Below are 23,173 nucleotides of genomic sequence, written 5' to 3'. Positions count from 1 at the left end.
CTAATTAAGTGAAGAAGCCACCTGAATAAGGTGGCTTTTTTGCGTTTGGGGTTTATGAAATTATCGGGTACCCTCTCGAAACCACCTTAATTAAAGTCAGGTGGCTTATTCACTTATGTAGGCATGAATGCCTACTCCCGACGTCGCCCCACCGCTGAGCGGGTTCTCCGGCTACGAAGCATAGCTTCTCCGCGTTCAAGTGAGGCTAAATACTGCGTATTTAAAGCGCCTCACTTTCACCCCCATGTGTTCGCTGCGCGAACCGAGTAGGCCATTTCCAGGCGTCTAATAAACGAAGAATCCCCAGCCACTGTGCTGGGGATTTTTTCGTTTATACGCTCGCCTAAATTGCTCCTGGCAATTTATGGCACTTCCTACATCCATGTAGGTCGCGCGAAAGTGCTACTTCACACGCAGCCCACAGCCACTTCGTGGGTGGCAGTTAAGTGCTCCATTCATTAACTGCATTTCCGCCATCCATGGCGGTCAGGCCCCTCAGCTCGCAGCCTAGCTGCTTCGCGCTCCAGTCATCCATCTAGCTGCGCTTGATAAGCGGATGCCTTACGCCCCCATGTGAGATTGATGGAGTTAGTCTCTGGCTCGAAGCTCATGACAGCCGCCTTTTCTCTTTATTCATTAGACCCTCGGTTCGCAGCCTAGCTGCTTCGTGCTCAGTCACCCATCAAGCTGCGCTTGGTAAAAGGATGCCTTACGTCTCCATGTGAGATTTGGGGAGTTAATATCTGGTATCTGCCTAGGAGCTGGCAATGCAAATGCCTTTTTTTATGTGTAGCGACTCCTCAGTCCGTGCTTCGCGCTACAAAGGCCTTGGATGTTGCGCATCCATAGCAGGACTTCTCCGCCCCCATGTGAGAAACCTTCTGTGTATACCTATTCTTTCGAGCCACTATGAATAGTCTTTACTTTCTAGCCAGTAGTCTTGGGTTACAGCTGTTAGGGTGTGAATTATCCGGCATCTCTTTACTCCTGTTTTTAAGCCTGTTTCCTACATCGATACCTATATGGCTAAAGACTAATATCATCAGCGAGAGTAGTTTTACTCACAGAACTATCTATGTGTACCGTGCTATTTGGTCAGCTTTGCGAAACTGTTCATCGCTTATATTGGTGGGGGCTGAGTCGCCAAAAGCTGCTGTATTGATCTATTGGAATCGCTAGTAAGGTTTTCGTTTGTGGTGTCTAGGATAGAAAGAGGAAGGTGCGGGGAGCAGGTCTCTATGTATTTGTCCCCAGGTGCAAGTCTCGAAGAGGCTAAATGCAAAAATATGTAGGCTTCATTTTGGATGCTATAGGCTGGGCTGGTATTAGCCACTGATGACTATAATCAATAGGACTTGCTTTGGGGATTTTAGGCTCCTTATCCCATTAATCAGTGACGTTTAACATTATTGGAAGCGGGTTGAATGATGGTGTGGATGGCCGTTTTTTGAGTGAGAATGTGAGGATATGACTTAATATTCGCTATCTTGCATGAAAAAGCCGCAATTGAGCGAGTTAGCCATAAAAAGTCCTTTACCTTTGGGAGGGGTTTTAGCATAATGCCCCACGTCAACAGGGGTGTAGTTCCAATTGGTAGAACAGCGGTCTCCAAAACCGATGGTTGCGGGTTCGAGTCCTGCCACCCCTGCCACATTCTAGAGAAGCCGTTCAGAAATGAACGGCTTTTTGCTTTTCTGAATTTCATTATTTCTCTCACCTTTATATCTCTGAGCATGGTGTAGTCTCTGGCCATCGTGACACTCGCGCGGGCAGAGGTTATCCTTAATGGGTTAGCATTTGTCTGGAGGCGATTTGGAACCGAGTGCATATTTAGATGCTATGGGCATTACCCGCTGGGTCGAGAAGGGAGCCGAGCTTCCTTTGTATCATATTCTGGTGGATAAGGGGGCGAGCGTATCGGCCGAACATCCGCTTATTCGTCAAGTGTTGGCGCTGTTTCCACAGCAGGACAAGCAGGTCGTCGTCAGCGATTCGTTAAGCAGCAGTACACAAGTGTTCTGGGATATGCGCCGCGTCAGACTGCCTAAGATGAATTGTATCATTAGCTCTGCTCCTATCGCGGTGCTTGAGCAGGAATCTACGGCCAAGCGCGAGCTGTGGCAGCATATTTGGGAGAGCGATGCTTATGACATTGGCGCTTAAGAAGCTCACTAAAGAGGATGCGCCTGGCTTGCATGAGCTTGAATCAGCCTGTCATCGTTTCCCCATGTCATTGAGTAATCTCGAGACCTGTTTCGGACGTTTTTACCATGTTATCGGGCTCTTTGATGATGAGGAGCTGTTAGGTTTTGGTATTTTGCATCAACTCTTCGAAGATGCCACCCTGATGGATATTTGTGTCAGGCCCGCTATGCAAGGCCAGGGGCTGGGTAAGCGTCTTACCGAGGCGTTAATCGAGCTGGCAGCGACGCAGGGCGCCGAACGTATGATGTTAGAGGTGAGGGCCTCTAATGAAAGGGCTATCGCCTTATATCGCCAAATGGGCTTTGAACAGACGGGGATGCGGGCCAATTACTATCAGCTAGAGCAGGGGAAAGAGGACGCTATCCTGATGGAGCGTTTGTTTTAGCGGATGGAGAAACAAAAATAGCGCCTAAGGGGCGCTATTTTTGTTTCTGAGCGTTTAAAGTTAACGCTTAATGTCCTAAGCCTATTTGACCTCTTTACCTTGTGCCTGCAGGTCAGCATGGTAGCTAGAACGCACCATAGGACCACATGCGGCATGGGTAAAGCCTATCTCTTCGGCATAGTCTTTCAGCTCGTCAAACTCAGCTGGCGGCACGTAACGTTCTACCGGCAGGTGGAACTTAGAGGGCTGTAGATATTGCCCAAGTGTCAGCATCTCTACGTTGTGCGCGCGCAGGTCGCGAAGCACCTCGGCGATCTCTTCGTTGGTTTCACCTAGGCCCATCATCAAACCCGACTTAGTCGGAATGTTTGGGTGTTGCTCTTTGAATTTCTTCAACAGATCCAGTGACCACTGGTAGTTTGCCCCAGGGCGAGCCTTACGGTAGTGCTTAGGTGCCGTCTCCAGGTTGTGGTTGAAGACATCGGGTGGCTCGGTGGCCAGGATCTCCAAGGCGGCGTCGATACGGCCTCTGAAATCGGGCACTAAGATCTCAATCTTGATCTCTGGGTTGAGCTTACGGATCTCGTGGATACAGTCGGCAAAGTGCTGAGCACCACCATCACGCAGATCGTCACGATCCACAGAGGTGATCACCACATATTTAAGCTTCATGTCTCTGATCGTCTGGGCCAGTTTTACCGGCTCTTCGGCATCTGGTTTGAGTGGACGACCATGGGCCACATCGCAGAAGGGGCAGCGACGGGTACAGATGGCGCCCAAGATCATGAAGGTGGCGGTACCATGGTTAAAACACTCGGCAAGGTTAGGGCAGGAGGCCTCTTCACATACAGAGTGCAGACCGTTCTTACGCAGCGCCTGCTTGATGTCGACGATACGCTGGTTCGATGCCGGGAGCTTGACTCTCAACCAATCGGGTTTGCGTAGCATGGTTTCGCGCTCGGAAGGCACGACCTTGACCGGAATACGGGAGACCTTGTCGGCATCGCGTAACTTGACTCCGGGTTGTAATCTTTCAGGCCTACTCATATTAGTCTGTTAACCCTTGATGATGTTCTAGATGTTGATAGCCCAATTCTTGGCTAAAAGTTTGTATCAGTTTCTCGCCGGCTTCTTCGACGCTTTGCGGTCCCTTGAGTGGCTTACATTGCGCCATCTCTAATCCGGCATAACCGCAGGGGTTGATGCGTTGAAAGGGGGACATATCCATATCGACGTTTAGGGCCAGGCCGTGGAAGGAGCAGCCCTTGCGGATCCGCAGACCCAGAGAGGCTATCTTTCGTTCGTCGACATAGACTCCTGGGGCATCGGCCTTGGGGTAAGCCTCGATATCGTAGAGGGCGAGCATCTTGACGATACTCTGCTCGATATCGGTGACCAGTTGGCGAACGCCTATTTTGAGGCGTTTGATGTCCAGCAGCGGATAGGCGACTAGCTGGCCTGGGCCGTGATAGGTGACTTGGCCACCGCGGTCGACTTGAATGACGGGGATATCGCCGGGGTTGAGAATATGTTCACTCTTGCCCGCCTGGCCCTGAGTGAAAACTGGAGGGTGCTCGACGATCCATAGCTCATCTTGGCTATTTTCATCGCGATTATCGGTATATTCCTGCATGGCGTGCCATACCGACTCGTAATCCTGGCGTCCAAGATGGCGAACATGTAAAACCGTATCTTTCAAGGGCAACCTCTCCCCTCTGCGTTTAAGTGCGCCTATTATACGCGCGAAATCAGGAAATGTAAGGTAGATCACATTTCCTACCAGGAGGGCGCATCTTAGAGGACGCGCTTAACCCCTTCGATGGCTGCTAACTCTATGTAAAGCAACTCAATTTGTTCTTTACTGTGAACCGTTACCTTGACAGTGATCGAGTGGTAGCTGCCTTTGCTTGAGGCTCTGGAGGTTGGCATATAGTCGCCTGGCACGTGACGCTGTACAACGGCAACGACATCATCGGCGAGTGTGTCTCTGGCATCACCCACGACTTTAAAAGGGAAGGCCGCGGGGAAGTCTAGGAGTTCATGAAACTTGGTGTCTAACATAGCTGTCTATCTCTTGCCTAACTTAATGGCTTTAAAATGGGGGTTATTATACCTAATTCAAGCCTGAGAGGCTAAAAACAAAAAAGTCACCCTTAGGTGACTTTTTACTATGCGATGCATAAAGGCCGGTCGAATTAGCTAAACCAGCTGGCAAACATCTGCTTAAAGTAGTCCATTAGCTTGCTGAACCAGCTGCCTTCGTTCACTTCTTGCAGGGTGACCAATGGGAACTGGGCAATGTCTTTACCGTTTAGCTGGAAGTAGATGCGTCCCACGGTTTCGCCTTTTGCGATAGGGGCGGTCAGTTCCTTGTTCAGCTCGTAGTTGGCTTCAAGGTTCTTGGCCTGGCCACGGCTGATAGTGATTGGGGTATCTGTCATTACGCCCAGATCGACAGATTCTCTGTCACCGTACCAGATCTTCTGGGTAACGAAGCTATCGCCTGCCTTATAGGGCGTGATGGATTCGAAGAAGCGGAAACCATAGTTGAGTAGTTTCTTACTCTCGGCCTTACGAGCCGATTCGCTGGCGGTGCCCATGACAACGGATACCAGGCGCATGCCATCTTTCGTCGCAGAAGTCACCAGGTTGTAACCGGCGCCCGAGGTGTGGCCTGTCTTGATGCCGTCGACGTTTAGGCTCTTGTCCCACAAGAGGCCGTTGCGGTTGTATTGCTTGATGCCGTTATAGGTGAAAGATTTTTCTGAGTAGACGCGGTACTCCTCCGGCACATCGCGGATCAGCGCGGCGCCCAGCAGTGCCATGTCGTAGGCAGTGGTCTTGTGGTTTTCAGAATCCAGGCCGTGAGAGTTTTCGAAGTAGCTGTCGCGCATGCCCAGCTGTTTAGCCCAGGAGTTCATCAGATCCACGAAGCCATCTTCGGTGCCAGCAATGTGCTCGGCCATGGCGACACAGGCATCGTTACCCGACTGAATGATGATGCCGCGGTTAAGATCTTCGACCGACACCTGCTTACCCACTTCGATAAACATCTTCGAAGAGTCGGGGAAATTCTTCGACCAGGCATTCTTACTGATGGTGACCTTGTCTTGTGGCGCGATGTTGCCCACCTTGATCTCATGGCCTATCACATAGCTGGTCATCATCTTGGTAAGACTGGCTGGGTTCAGGCTCTCATAGGCGTTCTCTTCGGCGATGATCTGACCCGAGTTGTAATCCATCAGAATAAAGGCTTTGGCTGCAACCTTAGGTGCATCAGGCGTAACAACGGGTGCCGCGTTGGCTGCCGTGAAGGAGAGAGAGGAAGCAAGGAGAAGTGTTTTAAAGCTGTGATTCAGTAATTTCATATTATCAAGGCACGTCTTTTGGTTGAATGCAAAAATTTGGGCGCTATGTCGGGCGAGTATAACATTAGTCGACCATCGAAATCAGTGAAGGTTCCTTAATCTTAAGGAAAAGCACACCGATTTCTGGCGCTTAAGTTATTCGGTCACCAGATAGCTCTGTGGGTAGCCGTTTTGCTGCAGGGTCTGATTGAGTTGGGCGGCGATCTGCTGGCGACCTATGGGACCGAGCTGCAGACGATAGAGGTTGCCGCTCTGCTGGATACGGGTCTTCACCTGATACTGGCTGGCCAGGGTCTGGGCCAGATGATCGATGCGTCCCTTATCGGAGGAGGCGACCACCTGCACATAATGAAGCTTGGTTTCCTGTAGCGCTGCCAGGGCCGCCGACTCTGGGTTCTCTATGTAGATAACCTCGAGTTTCACCTTGGCCGTGCCGGTCTTGAGCATATCCAAGCGGTGCGCCGCGGCGTAAGAGAGATCTATGATGCGGTTATCGTGAAAGGGGCCGCGATCATTGACTCTCACCACGACCGTCTTGTTGTTGGTCAGGTTAGTGACCTTCACATAGCTGGGCAGTGGCAGTGTCTTGTGAGCCGCCGACATGGAATACATGTCATAGGTTTCCCCATTGGAGGTGAGGTGACCATGAAACTTGGCGCCATACCAAGAGGCTATGCCCGTCTTCTGATAGCCCTTGCCTGTGTCGAGCACCCGATAGTTCTTGCCCAGCACGGTATATTCCTTGCTATTACCGCCGCGGCTGTAGGGTTCAAACTTGGGATGAGCGTCTTCTACCTTAGAGACATCGGGCGCGTCTGTGGGCGCCAGATCGTCGGCAATCTTATAGCGACCGCTCTGAGACGAGCAGCCCGCTATAGCCAATAGCAGGATGAAAGTGAGCAGTGACAGGGCGTTACTGTTTCGCATAAGCATCTTTAAGTTGTTGGCTAAATTGATAAACCGCCATGGCGTACAGCGGACTACGGTTATAGCGGGTGATCACGTAAAAGTTATTCAGTCCCAGCCAGTAATCTTTACTGTCTGGCTGCTCAAGCTCGACCAATAGCGCCGGTTGCTGCACATCCAGGTCGACATTTCGCGCCAGGGAGATGGTTGGCGAGAGGATGTCGGCGACCTTGTAGGAGAGCTTCTCACCGGACCAGGTCTTGAGATGCGCGGGCAGATGATGTGTGGTCAAAGGTAGTGTGACCAGGGCGCCTTTCTGCCAGCCGTGCTGATGGAAATAGTTAGCGACGCTGCCGATGGCATCGACAGGATTGCCTACCAGATCCCGGCGGCCGTCGCCGCTAAAATCTACCGCGAAATGACGATAGCTTGAGGGGATGAATTGACCATAACCCATGGCGCCGGCATAGGAGCCCTTGAGTGAACCTAGATCCAATCCTTCCTCTTTGGCCAGGGTATGTAACTGTGCCAGTTCCTTGCGAAAGAAGTCGGCCCGCGGCGTGTAGTGAAAGCCTAAGGTGTAGAGGGCATCGATCACCGGATAGGTGCCCATGTAGCCACCGTAGAAGGTCTCGATACCGATAATGGCGACGATGATCTCTGGGTCGACCTGGTAGGTTTTTGCCGCCTTGGCGATGGTCTCATCGTGCTTCTTCCAGAAAGCCAGCCCCTTTTCCAGACGCTTATCGGTGAGGAAGATGGGATGATACTGATACCAGGGCTTGGCCTCCCAAGGCGTGGTGATGGCGTCGATCACCTTCTGGTTGTAATGGGCGCTACTGAGAAAGCTGTCTATCTCTGCCTGGGTGAAGCCGGCGCCGAGTTGTTGCTCGGTGAAGGCTGTCTTCAACTCACTGATGTCACCCTCTTGGGGGATCACCTTGTCATCGGCCTGGGCCAGCATGCTGGCGCCGCCCAGCATCAGGGCGAAAAATAGCTGTGAAACTGGTTTCAAATCGTCTTCCTTTAACGGTCAATGAATCGTCTATGGGTATGAATGCTCATCAGGATCCCGAAGCCTGTCATCAGGGTCAGCATAGAGGTGCCGCCGTAACTGATGAGAGGCAGAGGTACACCAACCACGGGGAGTAGTCCCGATACCATGCCAATATTCACAAAGACATATACAAAGAAGGTTAAAGTAATACTGCCAGCGAGTAAACGGGCAAAGCTGGTTTGCGCCCGCGAGGCGATCACCAGGCCGCGGCCGATCACATAGAGGTAGAGGCAGAGCAAGATAAGGCTGCCGATCAGGCCAAATTCCTCGCCGATAACGGCGAAGATGAAGTCGGTGTGACGCTCGGGCAGGAATTCCAGCTGAGACTGGGTACCATCGAGCCAGCCCTTGCCCCAGATGCCGCCGGAGCCGATGGCTATCTTGGATTGAATAATATGGTAACCGGCGCCCAGGGGATCCTTTTCAGGGTCCAGCAGGGTCAATACCCGGGTGCGTTGATAATCGTGCATCAGGAAGAACCAGAGCACGGGCAGCATGGCCAGCACACCACCGATGAAACTGCCGACGATGGCCCAGCTCATGCCGGAGAGAAACAGCACGAAGATCCCCGAGGCGGCCACCAGGATAGAGGTGCCTAGATCCGGCTGTTTGGCGATGAGCAGTGTGGGGACCAGCAGAATTACCCCGGCGCCCGCCAGGTAACGCTTCTTCGGCGGCAGGGGAAACTTACTGATATACCAGGCCATGGTGATAGGGAAGGCCAGCTTAATCAGCTCTGAAGGCTGAAACTCCATGAAGCCCAGGTTAAGCCAGCGTTGAGCGCCCTTGTTGATCTCACCAAAGAAATGCACCCCGAGTAGCAATATCACCCCGGCGATATAGATGGGGAAGGCCCAGCGTCTGAGCACCTCGGGATTGATCTGGGCGACAAACAGCATGATCCCCAGCGATAACCCCATACGGACCAGCTGGCGCTCCATCAGCGCCATATCTTCGCCGCCGGCAGAATAGATGACGAACAGGCCATAGCACATGAGTGCCAGCAGCCCAAGAAGCAGTGGCAGATCGATATGCATACGCTGCCAGATGTTGGGTCTATGGCTATGGGCGTTCATTGTGAGGGCTCCCGGCGGTTTCTAAGGGCAGGTTGTCGCGTAGCATATACTCATCGAGCAGGGCGCGGGCCACAGGGCCTGCGTTGGCGCCACCCCAGCCGGCGTTTTCCAGAACCACGGCCAGCACGATGCGCGGCGCCTCATAGGGGGCGTAGGCGACGATTAAGGCGTTATCCCTCAGGTGTTCGTCGATATTCTCGGCGTCATACTTCTCATCCTCGGCCACACTGAAGACCTGGGCCGTACCCGTCTTCATCGCCGCGGTATAGCCGGCGTCGACAAAGCGCGACTTGTGGGCGGTATCTCGCATCGCCTCGTTGATGATCTGCCAGTTGTGGGGATTCTTCAGCACTACTGGCGCCATCTTGTCCACCGGCGTGTCTACCTTGACAGTGTCATTCTTGATCGATTTCAGCAAATGAGGCACGAAACGCTCGCCCTTGTTGGCCATGATGGCGGTGGCATTGGCAAGCTGCAGCGGTGTGGTGGTCCAGTAACCCTGGCCGATCCCGACCGAGATGGTATCGCCCACATACCAGGGCTGATTGTATTTGAGGCGCTTCCAGTCCTTGGATGGCATGTTACCGGCTGATTCCTCGAAGATATCGACGCCGGTACGCTCGCCAAAACCGAACTGTTGCATGAAGTTGCTGATCTTATCTATGCCTGTCTTGTAGGCCATGTCGTAGAAGTAGGTGTCGCAGGAATGCACCAGGGCGCCGTTGACATCGACCCAGCCGTGGCCCCAACGTTTCCAGTCGCGGTATTTACGCTCGACGCCGGGGATCTGCCAAAAACCAGGGTCCCATACCCGGGTCTTTGGCGTGACGGTTTTCTCTTCCAGACCCAGCAGCGCCATATGGGGCTTAACCGTCGATGCTGGGGCGTACTGGCCTTGGGTCGCGCGGTTAATCAAGGGGCGAGAGCGGGCGTTGAGCAGCTCGCTGTAGGCTTTAGAGCTGATGCCGTGAACGAACTGGTTGGGGTCGTAGCTGGGGCTGGAGACCATGGCCAGAATGCCGCCGTCGCGAGGGTCGATGGCGACGATGGAGCCGCGGCGTCCGGCGAGGAGTTCCATCGCCTTCTTCTGCAGCTGAAGATCCAGTGTCAGGTAGATATCCTGGCCCGGCTCTGGCGCGACAGATTTAAGGGTGCGAATGGTGCGGCCGCGGTTGTTGACCTCTTCCTCAAGGTGTCCCGGCATGCCATGTAACAAGGATTCATAAAATTTTTCGATCCCCTGCTTACCTATGTCCTTGGTGGCGGCGTAGTTCTGCCACTGATCGTTACGTTGCAGCGCCGCCTGATCGCGGTTGTTGATACGGCCCACATAGCCCAGCACATGGGTCAGCAGCCCATCGTAGGGGTAGTGGCGTTTCAGGCCCGCGTCGATGGAGAAGCCGGGAAACCTGTGCTGGTTGACGCTAAAGATGGCCACTTCCTCTTCCGACAGGCGGTTTTTGACCGTTATCGGCTTGAAGCGGCGATGGTATTTTAGAGAGGCGACCAGGCTTTCTCTGTCATCTTTGCTGAGCTCGACGACTTTGGCGAGTTCATCCAGGGTCGCGGGAATGTCTTTCACCTTTTCTGGGATCAACTCCAGCGAGTAGAAGGGCTGGTTTTCTGCCAACAGCTGGCCGTGTCGGTCGTAGATCAGGCCGCGGCTCGGCGCTACTGGCACCACGCGAATGCGGTTATCGTTGGAGCGGGTCTCGTAGTCTTTGTAAGACAAGACTTGCAGATGATAGAGGTTGCCCAGCAGTATGCTCAGCAAGACCACCACGCAAGCGAAAGTAAAGATGGCGCGGCGTTTGAACAGCGAGGCTTCGGCGGCATGATCATGCATGGCCATCCGTTTACGTGGCGCCAATTATACTCTCTCCGGCAGTATGTTGGTTGTCACTATCATCGTCTATCCCTCGATTGACTCGAGTGTCGCACGGCGCACTACTCTCTATGATACGGGTGGTTGTTGTTGATGCTCCAGGCACGGTATAGGCTCTCGGCCACCAAGACGCGTACCAAGGGGTGGGGCAGGGTCAAGGCCGATAGGCACCAGCTCTGATTCGCCGCCTGTTTACAGGCGGGGGCCAGCCCCTCAGGGCCGCCGATAAGCAGGCTAACATCGCGGCCGTCGAGTTGCCAGCGGTTGAGCTGAGTGGCAAGCTCGGGCGTGGTCCAGTTCTTGCCGGGCAGATCCAGGCTGACGATATGGTTTCCCTTGGGGATAGCCGCCAGCATCTGTTCGCCCTCTTTGTGCAAGATGCGGGCGATGTCGGCATTCTTACCGCGCTTTCCGGCAGGGATCTCGATCAATTCGAAGGCCATGTCCCGGGGGAAACGGCGCTGATATTCTTCGAAACCTGTGGTGACCCAGGCGGGCATACGAGTGCCCACGGCAACGAGTTGTAACTTCATTAAGCTGGCTTTTCAGACCACAGCTTTTCAAGCTGATAGAAGTCGCGTGTCTTGTCTTGCATCACGTGAACAATCACGTCGCCCAGGTCGACCAGCACCCATTCGCTGCTGTCACGGCCTTCGACGCCATGGATATGTAGGTTGGCACGTTTGGCCTCGAGTACCACGTTCTCGGCGATAGCTTTGACGTGGGTCTTAGAAGTACCCGAACAGACCACCATATAGTCGGTGACATTTGACTTGTCGGTGACTTCGAGTACGACAACATCTTTTGCTTTTAAATCTTCGACCTTGTCGATGACAAACTGTTTAAGCTCGGCGCTTTGCACGCTAAATTCCTCATTCATTTTTAACAGCGAGGCAGTATAACAGGTTATGCCCCTAAAGTAATTGCTAATAGCGGTGAGCAGCATGCCTGTCTGCGCCCGAAATGGCGCGAGTTTGGCTAAAGGTTGAAGCCTTGTTATCTCGCTGTTAGCGGTAGAGGTGATGGGCGGCGATATAGTCGGCGATAGCTTGCGGCATGGCATCGGGCGCCAGCTGATTTTGGGCGAGCTGCCGACGAACTTCGGTAGAGGAGTAGTGCTGCGGCGTGATGGTGACCGGGAAGATGAGGCCTGCGGTACGGCCCATGTCGATGGCCTTATCCAGCTCAGCCTTGCCTGCGCGGCGCGCATCCAGTAGCGCCGCCATCTCGCTGTCGCCACAAAGCGTCCAGCCCGGGCGTTGGCAGACGGCGATATGGCACAGGTCAAACAGCTCTTGCCAGCGATACCAGGTCGGCAGACCGACGAAGGAGTCCATCCCCATGATAAATACCAGCTGATCCTGGCCATGGGTCTGACGCAGTTGCTTGAGGGTCTCTACCGAATAGGAGGGCTGATCGCGCTTGGCCTCGATATCACACAGCTTGAGCTGCGGGTATTGCTGACACACAAGCTCGGCCATCGCCAGGCGGTGCTGGGTCGAGGTGTTGGTGCCGTCCTTGTGGGGCGGAATATGGTTGGGCATCAGCCAGACTTCATCGAGTCCCAGGGCGGCCTGCACCTCGAGCAGTGGCTTGATATGACCATAATGAATGGGATCGAAGGTGCCGCCCAGTATGCCAATTTTCATCTAAACCTGCCTAGCCCAGTTCGATATGGCTAAGGTGAGCGTGGGCCTTGGGATCGTACAGCAGGCAGAGGTGGCTCATGGCGGTCCAATCTTCGGCCCCTTGCTGTTTGAGTTTAAGCTCGATCTTGGAGGCGCTGGCGAGGGCCGTCTCTATCTGACTTAGGCTCAGGCGAGACAGTGCCCCCTGATAGAGCTCCTTGCGCTTGTCCCAGATCCTGAACTGACTCCACAGACTCTGCAGTGGCGTTCCCGCCTCCTGAGCCTGCTTGAGCTGTAACAGTGTGGTCAGCTCCTTAAACTGGCCCCACAGCAGTATCGGCAGGGCCGTGCCCTCGGCCTGGAGCTGGGCCAGGATATGCTGGGCCTTCTCCTGTTGATTGGCCAGCAGGCAATCGGCCAGCTGAAAAACGCTGAAACGGGACTGATCTTCGAAGTAGTTTTGCAGTTGCTCGCTGGTGATCTGGCTGCTGGGGCTAAGTAGCTGCAGCAGTTGTATCGCCTGATCCGCTGCCAGCAGGTTGCCTTCATACAGACTCAGCAACAGCTGCTGGGCGTCCTGGGTGAGGTTTAAGCCGGCCTCGCGAATACGGGTCTGTAACCAGCGCTGAAACTGTGGCCCTTCTGGCGTGGCGCAGGGGATATAAATCCCTTTGTCATCCAGCTGCTTAAACCATTTCGATTTGGTCTGTTCGCTGGCAAGCTTTGGCCCTGTGATCACCAACAGAATATCTGGATTCACCTGCTGCATCAGACTCTGTAGCTGGCTACTGCCCTCGCTGCCGGGTTTGGCCTGGGGCAGGTGCAGCTCTATGATGCGGCGACTGGCGAACAGGCTCATGCTGTTCCACTCATCCTGCAATTCGCGCCAGTTAAAGCCAGTCTCCTGAGTGAGCACTATGCGCTCCTCGAAACCTTCTCGCTTGGCCTGTTCCAAGATCGCCCGCTTGCTGGTTTCACACAGCCAGGGGTCATCACCAAAGATGAGGTAACAGGGCTTTAGCGGCGAGAGCTGCTTGGCGAGCTGGTCCGGGTAGACGCGCATCAGTTGGTCTCGATAGAGGCCAGGATCTGGATGATCTGGTCGGCGGCCTGGATGCGCATCTCTTTTACGAGCAGTTCCATCTCACGGCTCTTTGCCAGTGCGGTGCGGGGATCGTCGAGGTAGTCGCGGTGAATGTCGACATCGAAGGCCTTGGCCTCGCGCTCGGGATACTGCACCGCGAAACGCACATGATAGTTGAGCTCATACTCCGCTACATTCCCTGTGGGGTAGAGGGAGAGGGTGCTTCTGTCGAGAGAATCGTTGAGGATCCTAACGACAGGCACACTGGCGTCATCTTCCACCACTGTGATGCTGTTGAGACGCAGGCGTTCGCGTACCAGGCGGGTCAGCTCGCTGTATTCGTCCTGGCTGCTCAGGGTGAGCGTCTTAAGAGAATCTGGGATCGAGTAGCTGCGCTGAAGTTTAAAACCACATCCGGCGCTAAGCAGCACCGAGAGGGTTAAGATTGCAAAACATAAGCGTTTAATAAGCATAGGCTAAGCCATCTATTTCCATGTTTGATAAGACTCGGCCACCAGAGGTGGCCGAGTAGAGCGGGCAATTAGTTAGCTACGATATTGAGTAGCTTACCTGGTACATAAATGACCTTACGTACCGTCTTGCCTTCGGTGTGCTTGATAACACCTTCCTCTGCCATACCGGCGGCTTCCACCGTCTCTTTGTCGGCGTCGGCGGCCACTGTCACCTTGGCGCGTAGCTTGCCGTTCACCTGTACAATGATCAGCTTGCTGTCTTCGACCAGCGCTGACTCATCGACGACCGGCCAAAGCACGTTTTCAATCGTCTCTTCGTGACCCAGTGCCTGCCACAGCTCGAAGCTGGTGTGCGGGATGATAGGGTAGAGCAGACGTACCACTGCGCACAGGGCTTCCTGCATCAGGGCTCTGTCTTGCTCGCTTTCCATCGGTGCCTTTTGCAGACGGTTCATCAGCTCCATCACAGAGGCGATGGCGGTGTTGAACATCTGACGACGCTCGATATCGTCACCTACCTTGGCGATGGTCTTGTGCAGCTCGCGGCGAAGCTCTTTTTGAGCGCTATCGAGTGAGGCGACATCCAGGGCAACGGTTGGGCCTTGTGACACATGGTCGTGAGCCAGTTTCCACAGACGCTTGATGAAGCGGTGAGCCCCTTCTACGCTCGACTCTTGCCACTCAAGAGTAAGCTCTGGTGGCGAGGCAAACATCATGAACAGACGCACGGTATCGGCGCCGTACTTGTCTACCATCTCTTGTGGGTCGATACCATTGTTCTTCGACTTAGACATCTTGCTCATGCCGGTGTAAACCAGTTCATGACCTTGGCTGTCGACGGCCTTGACGATACGGCCCTTGTCGTCGGTTTCGGTGACCTTGGCATCGTTTGGCGATACCCAGACGCGAGCACCTTTCTCATCTGTGTAGTAGAAGGCATCGGCCAGTACCATGCCCTGAGTCAGCAGGCGCTTGGCCGGCTCGTCGCTGTTGACCAGGCCGATGTCGCGCAGCAGCTTGTGGAAGAAGCGGAAGTAGAGCAGGTGCATACAGGCGTGCTCGATGCCGCCGATATATTGGTCCACCGGCAGCCAGTAGTTGGCCTTGGCAGGATCCAGCATCTGGTCTGCCTTAGGGCTACAGTAGCGGGCATAGTACCAAGAAGACTCCATGAAGGTGTCGAAGGTATCAGTTTCTCTAAAGGCTTCCTGACCGTTAACCTGGGTCTTGGCCCATTCTTTGTCGGCCTTGATTGGGCTCTGGATACCATCCATGACCACATCTTCCGGCAGGATCACCGGTAGTTGATCTTCTGGGGTTGGCATCACAGTGCCGTCGGCCAGGGTCACCATAGGGATAGGTGCGCCCCAGTAGCGCTGACGGGAGACACCCCAGTCACGCAGACGATAGTTGACCTGACGCTTACCCTTGCCTTCGGCAGAGAGTCTTGCGTCGATGGCATCGAACGCTGCCTGGAAGTCTAGACCATCCAGCTCTGGGAATGAGTCGCCAGAGTTAAACAGGATACCCTTCTCAGTGTAGGCTTCTTCGCTGATATCCAGCTCGCCATCTGCAGGTTTGATCACGCCTTCGATCGGCAGGCCATACTTAGTGGCAAATTCGTAGTCGCGCTGGTCGTGGCCAGGTACGGACATCACGGCGCCCGTACCATAGTTCATCAGCACGAAGTTAGCGGCCCAGATAGGCACCAGCTTGCCTGTCAGCGGGTGGATGGCCTTAAGGCCTGTATCGACACCCTTCTTCTCCATGGCGGCCATGGCGGCTTCCGAGGTATCGGCGTTCTTGCACTCTTCGATAAAGTCGGCCAGCACAGGGTTGTTCTCTGCCGCTTGCTGCGCCAACGGATGACCGGCGGCGATTGCCACATAGGTCACGCCCATTACTGTGTCTGGGCGAGTGGTGTAGATGTCGAAGCTCTGATCGCTACCCTCGACCTGGAAGGTCATCTCGATGCCTTCGCTGCGGCCGATCCAGTTGCGCTGCATCGTCTTGACCTGCTCCGGCCATTCGTCCAGCTGGTCGATGTCGTTTAGCAGCTCTTCGGCGTAGTCGGTGATCTTGATGAACCACTGCGGGATCTCTTTTTGCACCACTGGGGTGTCACAGCGCCAGCAGCAGCCGTCTTGTACCTGCTCGTTGGCCAGTACGGTCTCATCGTTTGGACACCAGTTTACCGAGGCGGTCTTCTTGTAGACCAGCCCTTTGTCATACAGCTTGGTGAAGAACCACTGTTCCCAACGGTAGTATTCTGGGGTGCAGGTGGCGATCTCACGGCTCCAGTCGTAGCCGAAACCCAGCATCTTCAGCTGGTTCTTCATGTAGTCGATGTTTTCATAGGTCCAAGGGGCAGGCGCCGTCTTGTTGTTGATGGCGGCATTTTCAGCAGGCAGACCGAAAGAGTCCCAACCTATGGGTTGTAATACGTTTTTTCCTTGCAGACGCTGGTAACGCGCAACGACATCGCCTATGGTGTAGTTGCGGACATGGCCCATATGCAGTCGGCCTGAAGGGTATGGAAACATAGAGAGGCAGTAAAACTTCTCTTTGCTTTCGTCCTCGGTTACTTCAAATGTTTTAGTGTCTTGCCAGTGCTGCTGCACCTTAGCTTCAATCTCTGAAGGTAGATATTGCTCTTGCATTGATGATTCCCGGCCATGCCGCCTATTTATTTGATCTTGCGCATCTTGCGCGCGAGTTAGATCTGCATAGAATAAACTAGAAGTGAGTCATTAAAAAGGTTCGCATGAAGGAGTATTGAACATGAGTGAAAGAAGTACCGAGTTGCTATCGCTTTACCAGGCCCTATTCGAGCAGGTGAAATCGGATTTCTCTGAAGATAACTCAATGACTGCAAAGGAATTATATAAGACTGTCACGGCGAGTAAGGAGTTCTTGCTGCTTAAGGAGCAAGCCAAGGAGGAGGAGCTTGCCCTGGTGGAAGATTTTTTAAAGCGTGATATCGGCAGCTACCTGGCTGAGAAGAATGCCACGGATCTCAGCCATAGCCCCACAGTCATCGCCGCCGAGAATACCCTGTGGCACTGGCTGAGTGAGATAACCGACAGAAGCCAGATTGAGTGGCATGAGGTGACCCAGGACTTCAAGCATCACGGCTATTATCAGAGTGGTGAGATAGTGGGTCAGGGAGTCATGGTCTGTACCGGCTGCGGTCATGAGATGCGTATCGAATTCCCCGGCGTGATCCCAGATTGCCCAGAGTGCGACGGCGATCAGTTTACCCGCGAGGCGCTGGCGCCTTAACAACCTGTAGAGCACTTCTTGTTTGAGAGCCTGATGTATTGAGGACTTGTCGTTTGAGCGCCAGACGCTTAAGCATCTCACCAGAGTCGTGAGTCTGACCTGCTCATAAAAAATCCCCGCGATAGCGGGGATCTTTGTATCTGCTCGAAATTTGTTGGTGGGCCAGTTCTGGAGCTAGAGCCTTAGTCTGCGGATCACCGCGCCTATCAAGACTATGGTGCACAGCAGTAGGAGCGGCGTCTGGCCCCAGCGAGCAAAAACCGTACTGCCAGTAACCAGAGGAACCTCGGCCTTGAGCACGCCAGTTTCAAACTGAGGCAGGCTATGGGTTATCTTGCCACTTGGGTTAACCACGGCGGTCACCCCATTGTTGGTGGCTCTTAGTAGCGGGCGACCCAACTCGATGGCGCGCATCTGGGCTATTTCCATGTGTTGTAAAGGCCCGTTTGAGCTGCCGAACCAGGCGTCGTTGGAGACGGTGAGCAGCAGCTCGGTACCGGCATTCACGTTAGCCCTGAGCTGCTCGGGGAAGGCAATTTCATAACAGATGGCCGGTGCCACCTGATGACCCACGACATCTAAATTGGGCTGTTTAAAATCGCCCCTGGCGAAGGAGGACATGGGCAGGTTAAAGAAGGGCGCCAGCGGCCTGAGCAGATCTTCCAGGGGCACAAACTCACCTATGGGCAGCAGATGATGCTTACGAAACTCGTTGCTGCCATCTCCGCGATAATCAGGGCTCTCTTGCTGTAACTGCTGGTGGTTACCCAGGACAATCAGCGAGTTATAGAAGCGATTCTGTTGCTTGCTGATGATGCCTGTGATAATGGCGCTGTTATTCAGGTTGGCGACCTTGTTGGCGTTGTCGAGAAACTCTTCCACCATATACCCGGGGGCGGGGATCGCCGCCTCAGGCCAGATAAACAGGTCGGTGTCGGCCAGCGACGGCCTTGAGAGATCCATATACTTGAGCATGGTGGGCCAGAGCGCCTCGGGCTGCCACTTCATGCTCTGGGCGATATTGCCCTGCACCAGTGCCACCCTGACGGACTTACCCGTTGGCGAAATGGGCGACAGCTGTGTGCTGGCGAATGCCCCCAGGCCCGCAAGGCTAGTGATAAGCAGTAATGGTATGGCTCTTAATCCTATTCCCCTCACTCCCTTGCCGCTAGGTGTGACGGCAAAGGCCAAGGCGCCGGCGATTATAGTCAGGACAAGGCTGAGCCCCAGGGCGCCAATGTTGCTGGCTAAAGGTGCCAGAGGCCCATTGGTCTGGCTGTAGCCGGCCCAGAGCCAGGGAAAACCCGTCAATACCCAGCCTCTGGCCCACTCGGTGAGCACCCAGGCGGCGGGGAAGACGGCGAGATAGCGCAGCACTAGCGACTTTGGCACGAGTCTGATACTGAGGTAGGCCGCCAGGGCCGGGTAGAGAGCGAGATAGAGGGCCAGGATGGCCATGAGTCCCAGAGAGGCGATAAGCGGCAGGCCACCGAAGGTGTCCATGCTGACGTGTACCCAGCTGATCCCCACCGAGAAACAGCCAAAGCCGAAGCTTAGCCAGTAGAGAAAGGTTTGTCTCGGGGTCAGCGTGCGGCTGTGACCCAAGGCGAATGCCATGGCAAGCGGGTAGATGGGCCAGAGGCCATAGGGGGCGAAAGCCTGTGCGGTACTGGCACCCGCCAGATAGGCGAGTACCAGCCGTATTACAGCATGATGGGCAATTGCCCTAAGTCGTAGCAGCATTATAGCCTCATCAGGGGACCGAAGGTTTACGCGCTTTCTTCTTCGGTCTGGGGATCGGGAAGTTTAACCCTAAGCTGAACCAGCCTGCGGGTATCGGCGCTAATCACCTTAAATTCAATCTCATCTATGGTGATCTTCTCGTTGCGCTCGGGCAGGTGGCCGAAGGCGTGGGAGACCAGGCCGCCGACGGTATCGAACTCTTCGTCACTAAATTGGGTGCCGAAGGTCTCGTTGAAGTCTTCGATGGGGGTCAGTGCCTTGACCATGTAGATCTGTTTACCCACCTTGCGGATCTCTGTCTCTTCGGCGGAGTCGTGATCGAACTCATCTTCGATCTCGCCGACGATCTCTTCGAGGATGTCCTCGATGGTCACCAGGCCAGATACCCCGCCATATTCATCGACGACGATCGCCATGTGGTAGCGCTGAGAACGGAATTCCTTTAGCAGCACGTCGACACGTTTGCTCTCTGGTACCACCACGGCCGGGCGGATCACCTGCTCGAGAGAAAAGGGCTCTTCATTGTTCTTAAAGCCGTACTGCAGAAGATCTTTGGCCAGCAGTATGCCTTCGATATGATCTTTATCTTCGTTGACCACGGGGAAGCGGGAATGGGCCGAGCCGATGACGGTCGACAGTAGCTCCTCTACCGTGTTGTCGATTTTTAGCGCCACAATTTGTGCCCGTGGGATCATGATGTCACGCACGCGCAGATCGGAGACTTCTAAAACACCTTTAATCATTTCGCGCGTGTCTTCGCTGATCACTTCTCTCTGTTCAGCGTCGTGGATCACCTCCACTAACTCGTCGCGACTCTGTGGTTCGCCCTGGAATAACTGACTTACTTTTTCAAACCAGCCCTTCTTATGGGCGTTGCTACTCGGTGGGTTATCGTCACTCATAGTAATTTCCTGACCAGAATTGGCCGGCTATTGCTCCTTGTAAGGATTGGGAAATCCCAAACTTTCAATAAGTTGAGTCTCTAAAGACTCCATCTCTTCTGCTTCGCTATCGATAATATGATCATACCCTAGCAGATGCAGACAACCATGTACAACCATGTGGGCCCAGTGGGCTTCGAGGCTTTTTCCTTGGATTTCAGCCTCCTTTTCGACCACAGGCACACAGATCACTAAGTCGCCCAGCAGCGGCAGTTCTACCTCCGGGGGCGACTCGAACGGGAATGATAGCACATTTGTTGGCTTGTCTTTGCCTCTATAGGTATGATTTAACTGCTGGCTTTCCGCTTCATCGACCAGGCGTATGGTCATCTCCGCCTCGGGCATGACGTTGCCCAGGGCCAGACGCACCCAAGACTCAAACTGTGCCTGGCTCGGTACCTGCTTGGCCTGGGTCGCGAGTTGCAGATCCAGTTGTAGTGCGATTGGGTTATCAGGCGTCATGATGCTTAGGCTCCTCTGCCTTAAACTGGCTCTCGCGCTTGGCCTTCTCGCTTGCCACTTTCTGATCGTGTGCCTCATAGGCCTCGACGATACGGGCAACCACGGGGTGGCGCACCACATCCTTGGCCTGGAAGAAGTTAAAGCTTACCTCGTCGACTTCGCTTAGCACTTCGATGGCATGGCGAAGGCCAGACTTCTGATGCTTGGGCAGGTCGATCTGGGTGATATCGCCGGTGATCACCGCGCGGGAGTTGAAGCCGATACGGGTGAGGAACATCTTCATCTGCTCCACCGTGGTATTTTGGCTCTCATCCAGGATGATAAAGGCATCATTTAAGGTGCGACCACGCATATAGGCCAGCGGCGCGACTTCGATGACGCTGCGCTCAATCAGGCGCTCGACCTTCTCGAAACCCATCATCTCAAACAGGGCGTCATACAGGGGGCGCAAATAGGGGTCGACCTTCTGGCTGAGATCGCCCGGGAGGAAGCCGAGCTTCTCACCGGCTTCGACCGCTGGACGGGTCAACAGGATGCGTCTGACTTCCTGGCGTTCCAGGGCGTCGACCGCCGCTGCGACTGCCAGGTAGGTTTTCCCCGTACCTGCAGGGCCGATACCAAAGCTGATGTCGTGACGCACGATATTGGCCACATAATCGCTCTGGTTGGGATTGCGGGGCTTGACCACGCCGCGTTTGGTCTTGATATAGAGCTCTTTGTCGTCGCGAGGGGCCTCGGCTTCCAGGGCGATCGCCTCTTGAATCGCCATGTGCACCTTATCGGGCTCCAGGTCTGGCGTGCTGCCACGTACCGGCTGGGTCTCGACATAGAGTTCTTTGAGCAGATTATTGACCGTCAGGCAGTTGCGGGCCTGACCGACAATTTGGAAATGGTTGTTGCGATAGTTTATCTCGACGCCGATACGACGCTCGAGTTGTTTGATATTGTCATCAAAGGGCCCGCAGAGCGATGCTAGTCGACGGGTATCAGACGGCTCGAGATACAGATTGAGCGTTGTGAGTTTGTTTGACAAAAATAGCTCCAGTTGCGTTTGTCGTTAAAGCGTGTCCTGTAGGGGATAATTCCCAACAGACTATAGTGACAGTTTACGAGGCATTAAGTTTAATTGCTAATGCTATTTGATTGCACCATTTGATTGAAAATTCGCCGCCGCTAATAGGGTTTACCGATTCGACGTCCAATAAAAAAGCGACCCCTAGGGTCGCTCTTCAATTAGGCCTTAAGTGAGGCCTAAGGGATAAACTGAGTCACCCCAAGATCGTCATCTTTCTTATGCTTGGCCAGGATGTCAGACGGGCGCAGGTCGCGGCGCAGATCCATCTCATCTTCGCCACGGATAAACTTACCGCGCAGCGAGTTGGTGAACACGTCGACGATCTCGACGTCGACGAAGCTACCTATATGCTTAGGATCGGCTTCGAAGTTCACTACACGGTTGTTTTCGGTGCGACCGCGCAGCTCCATCGGGTTCTTGACCGAAGGACCTTCAACCAGAATACGCTGCACTGTGCCGAGCATCTGACGGCTGTAGCGCATCGCTTGCTGGGTGATTCTGTCTTGCAGAATCGCCAGGCGTTCCTTCTTCTCATCGAGAGACACATCGTCAGGCAGGTCCGAGGCGGGCGTGCCAGGACGCGCGCTGTAGATAAAGCTGAAGCTGTGGTCGAACTGCACATCTTCAATCAGCTTCATGGTGTCGGCGAAATCCTGCTTAGACTCGCCAGGGAAGCCGACGATGAAGTCAGAGCTGATCTGGATATCGGGTCTTGCCTTACGCAGGCGGCGGATGATCGACTTATACTCGATGGCCATGTGGCCACGCTTCATCTGGGTGAGGATCAGATCAGAACCAGACTGCACCGGCAGATGCAGGAAGCTCACCAACTCTGGAGTGTCTTCATACACATCTATGATGTCCTGAGTAAACTCGATCGGGTGGCTGGTGGTGAAACGAATACGATCGATACCGTCTATGGCGGCCACATAACGCAGCAGCTCGGCGAAGGTACAGATATCGTCATCGTGGGTCGCACCGCGATAGGCGTTCACGTTCTGGCCTAGCAGGTTAACCTCGCGTACGCCTTGCTCGGCGAGCTGAGCGATTTCTAGGATCACATCGTCCAGCGGACGGCTTACTTCTTCACCACGGGTGTATGGCACCACGCAGAAAGAGCAATACTTGCTGCAGCCTTCCATGATGGAGACGAAGGCGCTTGGGCCCTCGGCGCGCGGCTCTGGCAGGCGGTCGAACTTTTCAATCTCGGGGAAGCTGACGTCGATAACAGCCTTGCCGCCTTGCTGGATCTGTTCGATCATCTCAGGCAGACGATGTAGCGTCTGTGGGCCGAAGATCAGGTCGACACATTGAGCTCTGTCTTTGATTGCCTTACCTTCTTGAGACGCCACGCAGCCACCTACACCTATGATAAGGTTAGGGTTCTTGTCTTTTAGCGTCTTCCAGCGACCCAGCTGGTGGAATACTTTTTCCTGTGCTTTTTCGCGAATCGAGCAGGTATTGAGTAGCAGTACATCTGCTTCCTCGGCCTCTTCGGTCAAGGTGTAGCCTTGATATTCGTCGAGCAGGTCGGCCATCTTTGATGAGTCATACTCATTCATCTGACAGCCCCAGGTTTTAATGTGGAGTTTCTTACTCATCA

The 23,173-nt window shown here is 54.2% G+C and carries 22 protein-coding genes and 1 tRNA gene; 4 read left to right on the top strand and 19 right to left on the bottom strand.

The features are described from left to right. Window positions 1–1,574 precede the first annotated feature (1,574 nt). From L1D43_RS12495 to rimI, 3 genes are all read left to right on the top strand, one after another. Window positions 1,575–1,651: transfer RNA gene (locus L1D43_RS12495), tRNA-Trp, on the top strand. Window positions 1,652–1,812: 161 nt separating this feature from the next. Continuing rightward, complete coding sequence (locus L1D43_RS12490) at window positions 1,813–2,163, top strand: hypothetical protein (protein ID WP_239851964.1); 351 nt, start codon at window positions 1,813–1,815, stop codon at window positions 2,161–2,163. Beyond that, a complete protein-coding gene (rimI, locus tag L1D43_RS12485; RefSeq protein WP_041509019.1) occupies window positions 2,141–2,590 on the top strand; it encodes a ribosomal protein S18-alanine N-acetyltransferase in 450 nt (149 codons plus the stop codon). Before L1D43_RS12490 ends, rimI begins: the two co-directional genes overlap by 23 nt. A gap of 81 nt (window positions 2,591–2,671) precedes the next feature. Here the strand turns inward: rimI and lipA are convergent, their stop codons facing one another. The 14 genes from lipA to leuS all read right to left on the bottom strand — a co-directional run bounded on the left by lipA (window position 2,672) and on the right by leuS (window position 16,727). Beyond that, complete coding sequence (gene lipA, locus L1D43_RS12480) at window positions 2,672–3,637, bottom strand: lipoyl synthase (RefSeq protein WP_239851962.1); 966 nt, start codon at window positions 3,635–3,637, stop codon at window positions 2,672–2,674. A 1-nt stretch (window position 3,638) separates the two neighbouring features. Further along, the gene (lipB, locus tag L1D43_RS12475; protein WP_041509021.1) at window positions 3,639–4,289 is read right to left on the bottom strand and encodes a lipoyl(octanoyl) transferase LipB; all 651 of its coding nucleotides are present in this window, start codon (window positions 4,287–4,289) and stop codon (window positions 3,639–3,641) included. Window positions 4,290–4,384: 95 nt separating this feature from the next. After that, the gene (ybeD, locus tag L1D43_RS12470) at window positions 4,385–4,651 is read right to left on the bottom strand and encodes a DUF493 family protein YbeD (protein ID WP_011866737.1); all 267 of its coding nucleotides are present in this window, start codon (window positions 4,649–4,651) and stop codon (window positions 4,385–4,387) included. Between the two features lie 134 nt (window positions 4,652–4,785). Next, window positions 4,786–5,958, bottom strand: a complete 1,173-nt coding sequence (locus L1D43_RS12465) for a serine hydrolase (protein ID WP_239851960.1) — start codon at window positions 5,956–5,958, stop codon at window positions 4,786–4,788. 135 nt (window positions 5,959–6,093) lie between these two features. Then, window positions 6,094–6,891, bottom strand: coding sequence for a septal ring lytic transglycosylase RlpA family protein (locus tag L1D43_RS12460; RefSeq protein WP_239851958.1), 798 nt, complete (start codon window positions 6,889–6,891; stop codon window positions 6,094–6,096). Beyond that, the gene (mltB, locus tag L1D43_RS12455) at window positions 6,872–7,828 is read right to left on the bottom strand and encodes a lytic murein transglycosylase B (protein WP_239852007.1); all 957 of its coding nucleotides are present in this window, start codon (window positions 7,826–7,828) and stop codon (window positions 6,872–6,874) included. The genes L1D43_RS12460 and mltB overlap by 20 nt, the downstream gene beginning before the upstream one ends. 62 nt (window positions 7,829–7,890) lie before the next feature. Further along, window positions 7,891–8,997 (bottom strand): rod shape-determining protein RodA, encoded by a 1,107-nt coding sequence (gene rodA / locus L1D43_RS12450; RefSeq protein ID WP_239851956.1) that lies wholly within the window; start codon window positions 8,995–8,997, stop codon window positions 7,891–7,893. Next, window positions 8,984–10,867, bottom strand: coding sequence for a penicillin-binding protein 2 (gene mrdA, locus L1D43_RS12445; RefSeq protein ID WP_239851954.1), 1,884 nt, complete (start codon window positions 10,865–10,867; stop codon window positions 8,984–8,986). The genes rodA and mrdA overlap by 14 nt, the downstream gene beginning before the upstream one ends. Window positions 10,868–10,944: 77 nt before the next feature. Further along, window positions 10,945–11,415 (bottom strand): 23S rRNA (pseudouridine(1915)-N(3))-methyltransferase RlmH, encoded by a 471-nt coding sequence (gene rlmH, locus L1D43_RS12440; RefSeq protein WP_041509028.1) that lies wholly within the window; start codon window positions 11,413–11,415, stop codon window positions 10,945–10,947. Next, window positions 11,415–11,744: a ribosome silencing factor gene (gene rsfS / locus L1D43_RS12435; protein WP_041509155.1), complete on the bottom strand. Its 330-nt coding sequence runs from the start codon at window positions 11,742–11,744 to the stop codon at window positions 11,415–11,417. Before rsfS ends, rlmH begins: the two co-directional genes overlap by 1 nt. 145 nt (window positions 11,745–11,889) lie before the next feature. Further along, a complete protein-coding gene (nadD, locus tag L1D43_RS12430) occupies window positions 11,890–12,531 on the bottom strand; it encodes a nicotinate-nucleotide adenylyltransferase (protein WP_239851953.1) in 642 nt (213 codons plus the stop codon). A gap of 10 nt (window positions 12,532–12,541) precedes the next feature. Continuing rightward, on the bottom strand, window positions 12,542–13,573 hold the full coding sequence (gene holA, locus L1D43_RS12425; protein ID WP_239851948.1) for a DNA polymerase III subunit delta: 1,032 nt from the start codon (window positions 13,571–13,573) through the stop codon (window positions 12,542–12,544). Beyond that, window positions 13,573–14,067: an LPS assembly lipoprotein LptE gene (gene lptE, locus L1D43_RS12420; RefSeq protein ID WP_239851947.1), complete on the bottom strand. Its 495-nt coding sequence runs from the start codon at window positions 14,065–14,067 to the stop codon at window positions 13,573–13,575. The genes holA and lptE overlap by 1 nt, the downstream gene beginning before the upstream one ends. A 68-nt stretch (window positions 14,068–14,135) precedes the next feature. Further along, window positions 14,136–16,727, bottom strand: coding sequence for a leucine--tRNA ligase (leuS, locus tag L1D43_RS12415; RefSeq protein WP_239851940.1), 2,592 nt, complete (start codon window positions 16,725–16,727; stop codon window positions 14,136–14,138). A 121-nt stretch (window positions 16,728–16,848) separates the two neighbouring features. Here leuS and L1D43_RS12410 point away from each other — a divergent pair, with 121 nt between their 5' ends. After that, a complete protein-coding gene (locus L1D43_RS12410; protein WP_041509033.1) occupies window positions 16,849–17,349 on the top strand; it encodes a zinc ribbon-containing protein in 501 nt (166 codons plus the stop codon). 174 nt (window positions 17,350–17,523) lie between these two features. On the opposite strand, the gene lnt is transcribed toward L1D43_RS12410, so the two are convergent. The 5 genes from lnt to miaB all read right to left on the bottom strand — a co-directional run bounded on the left by lnt (window position 17,524) and on the right by miaB (window position 23,171). Beyond that, window positions 17,524–19,092, bottom strand: a complete 1,569-nt coding sequence (lnt, locus tag L1D43_RS12405) for an apolipoprotein N-acyltransferase (protein WP_239851938.1) — start codon at window positions 19,090–19,092, stop codon at window positions 17,524–17,526. Window positions 19,093–19,118: 26 nt separating this feature from the next. Beyond that, on the bottom strand, window positions 19,119–19,994 hold the full coding sequence (corC, locus tag L1D43_RS12400) for a CNNM family magnesium/cobalt transport protein CorC (RefSeq protein ID WP_239851936.1): 876 nt from the start codon (window positions 19,992–19,994) through the stop codon (window positions 19,119–19,121). A gap of 27 nt (window positions 19,995–20,021) precedes the next feature. Further along, the gene (gene ybeY / locus L1D43_RS12395) at window positions 20,022–20,495 is read right to left on the bottom strand and encodes an rRNA maturation RNase YbeY (RefSeq protein ID WP_239851933.1); all 474 of its coding nucleotides are present in this window, start codon (window positions 20,493–20,495) and stop codon (window positions 20,022–20,024) included. Beyond that, the gene (locus L1D43_RS12390) at window positions 20,485–21,528 is read right to left on the bottom strand and encodes a PhoH family protein (protein WP_041509037.1); all 1,044 of its coding nucleotides are present in this window, start codon (window positions 21,526–21,528) and stop codon (window positions 20,485–20,487) included. The genes ybeY and L1D43_RS12390 overlap by 11 nt, the downstream gene beginning before the upstream one ends. 218 nt (window positions 21,529–21,746) lie before the next feature. Next, entirely contained in the window at window positions 21,747–23,171 is a 1,425-nt protein-coding gene (miaB, locus tag L1D43_RS12385) for a tRNA (N6-isopentenyl adenosine(37)-C2)-methylthiotransferase MiaB (protein ID WP_239851931.1), read from the bottom strand. Window positions 23,172–23,173 lie beyond the last annotated feature (2 nt).

This window comes from Shewanella sp. Isolate8, assembly GCF_022398495.1.
Classification (GTDB): domain Bacteria; phylum Pseudomonadota; class Gammaproteobacteria; order Enterobacterales; family Shewanellaceae; genus Shewanella; species Shewanella aquimarina.
Note: the sequence above shows the minus strand (reverse complement) of the source record. Positions and strands in the feature narration are given on the sequence as shown.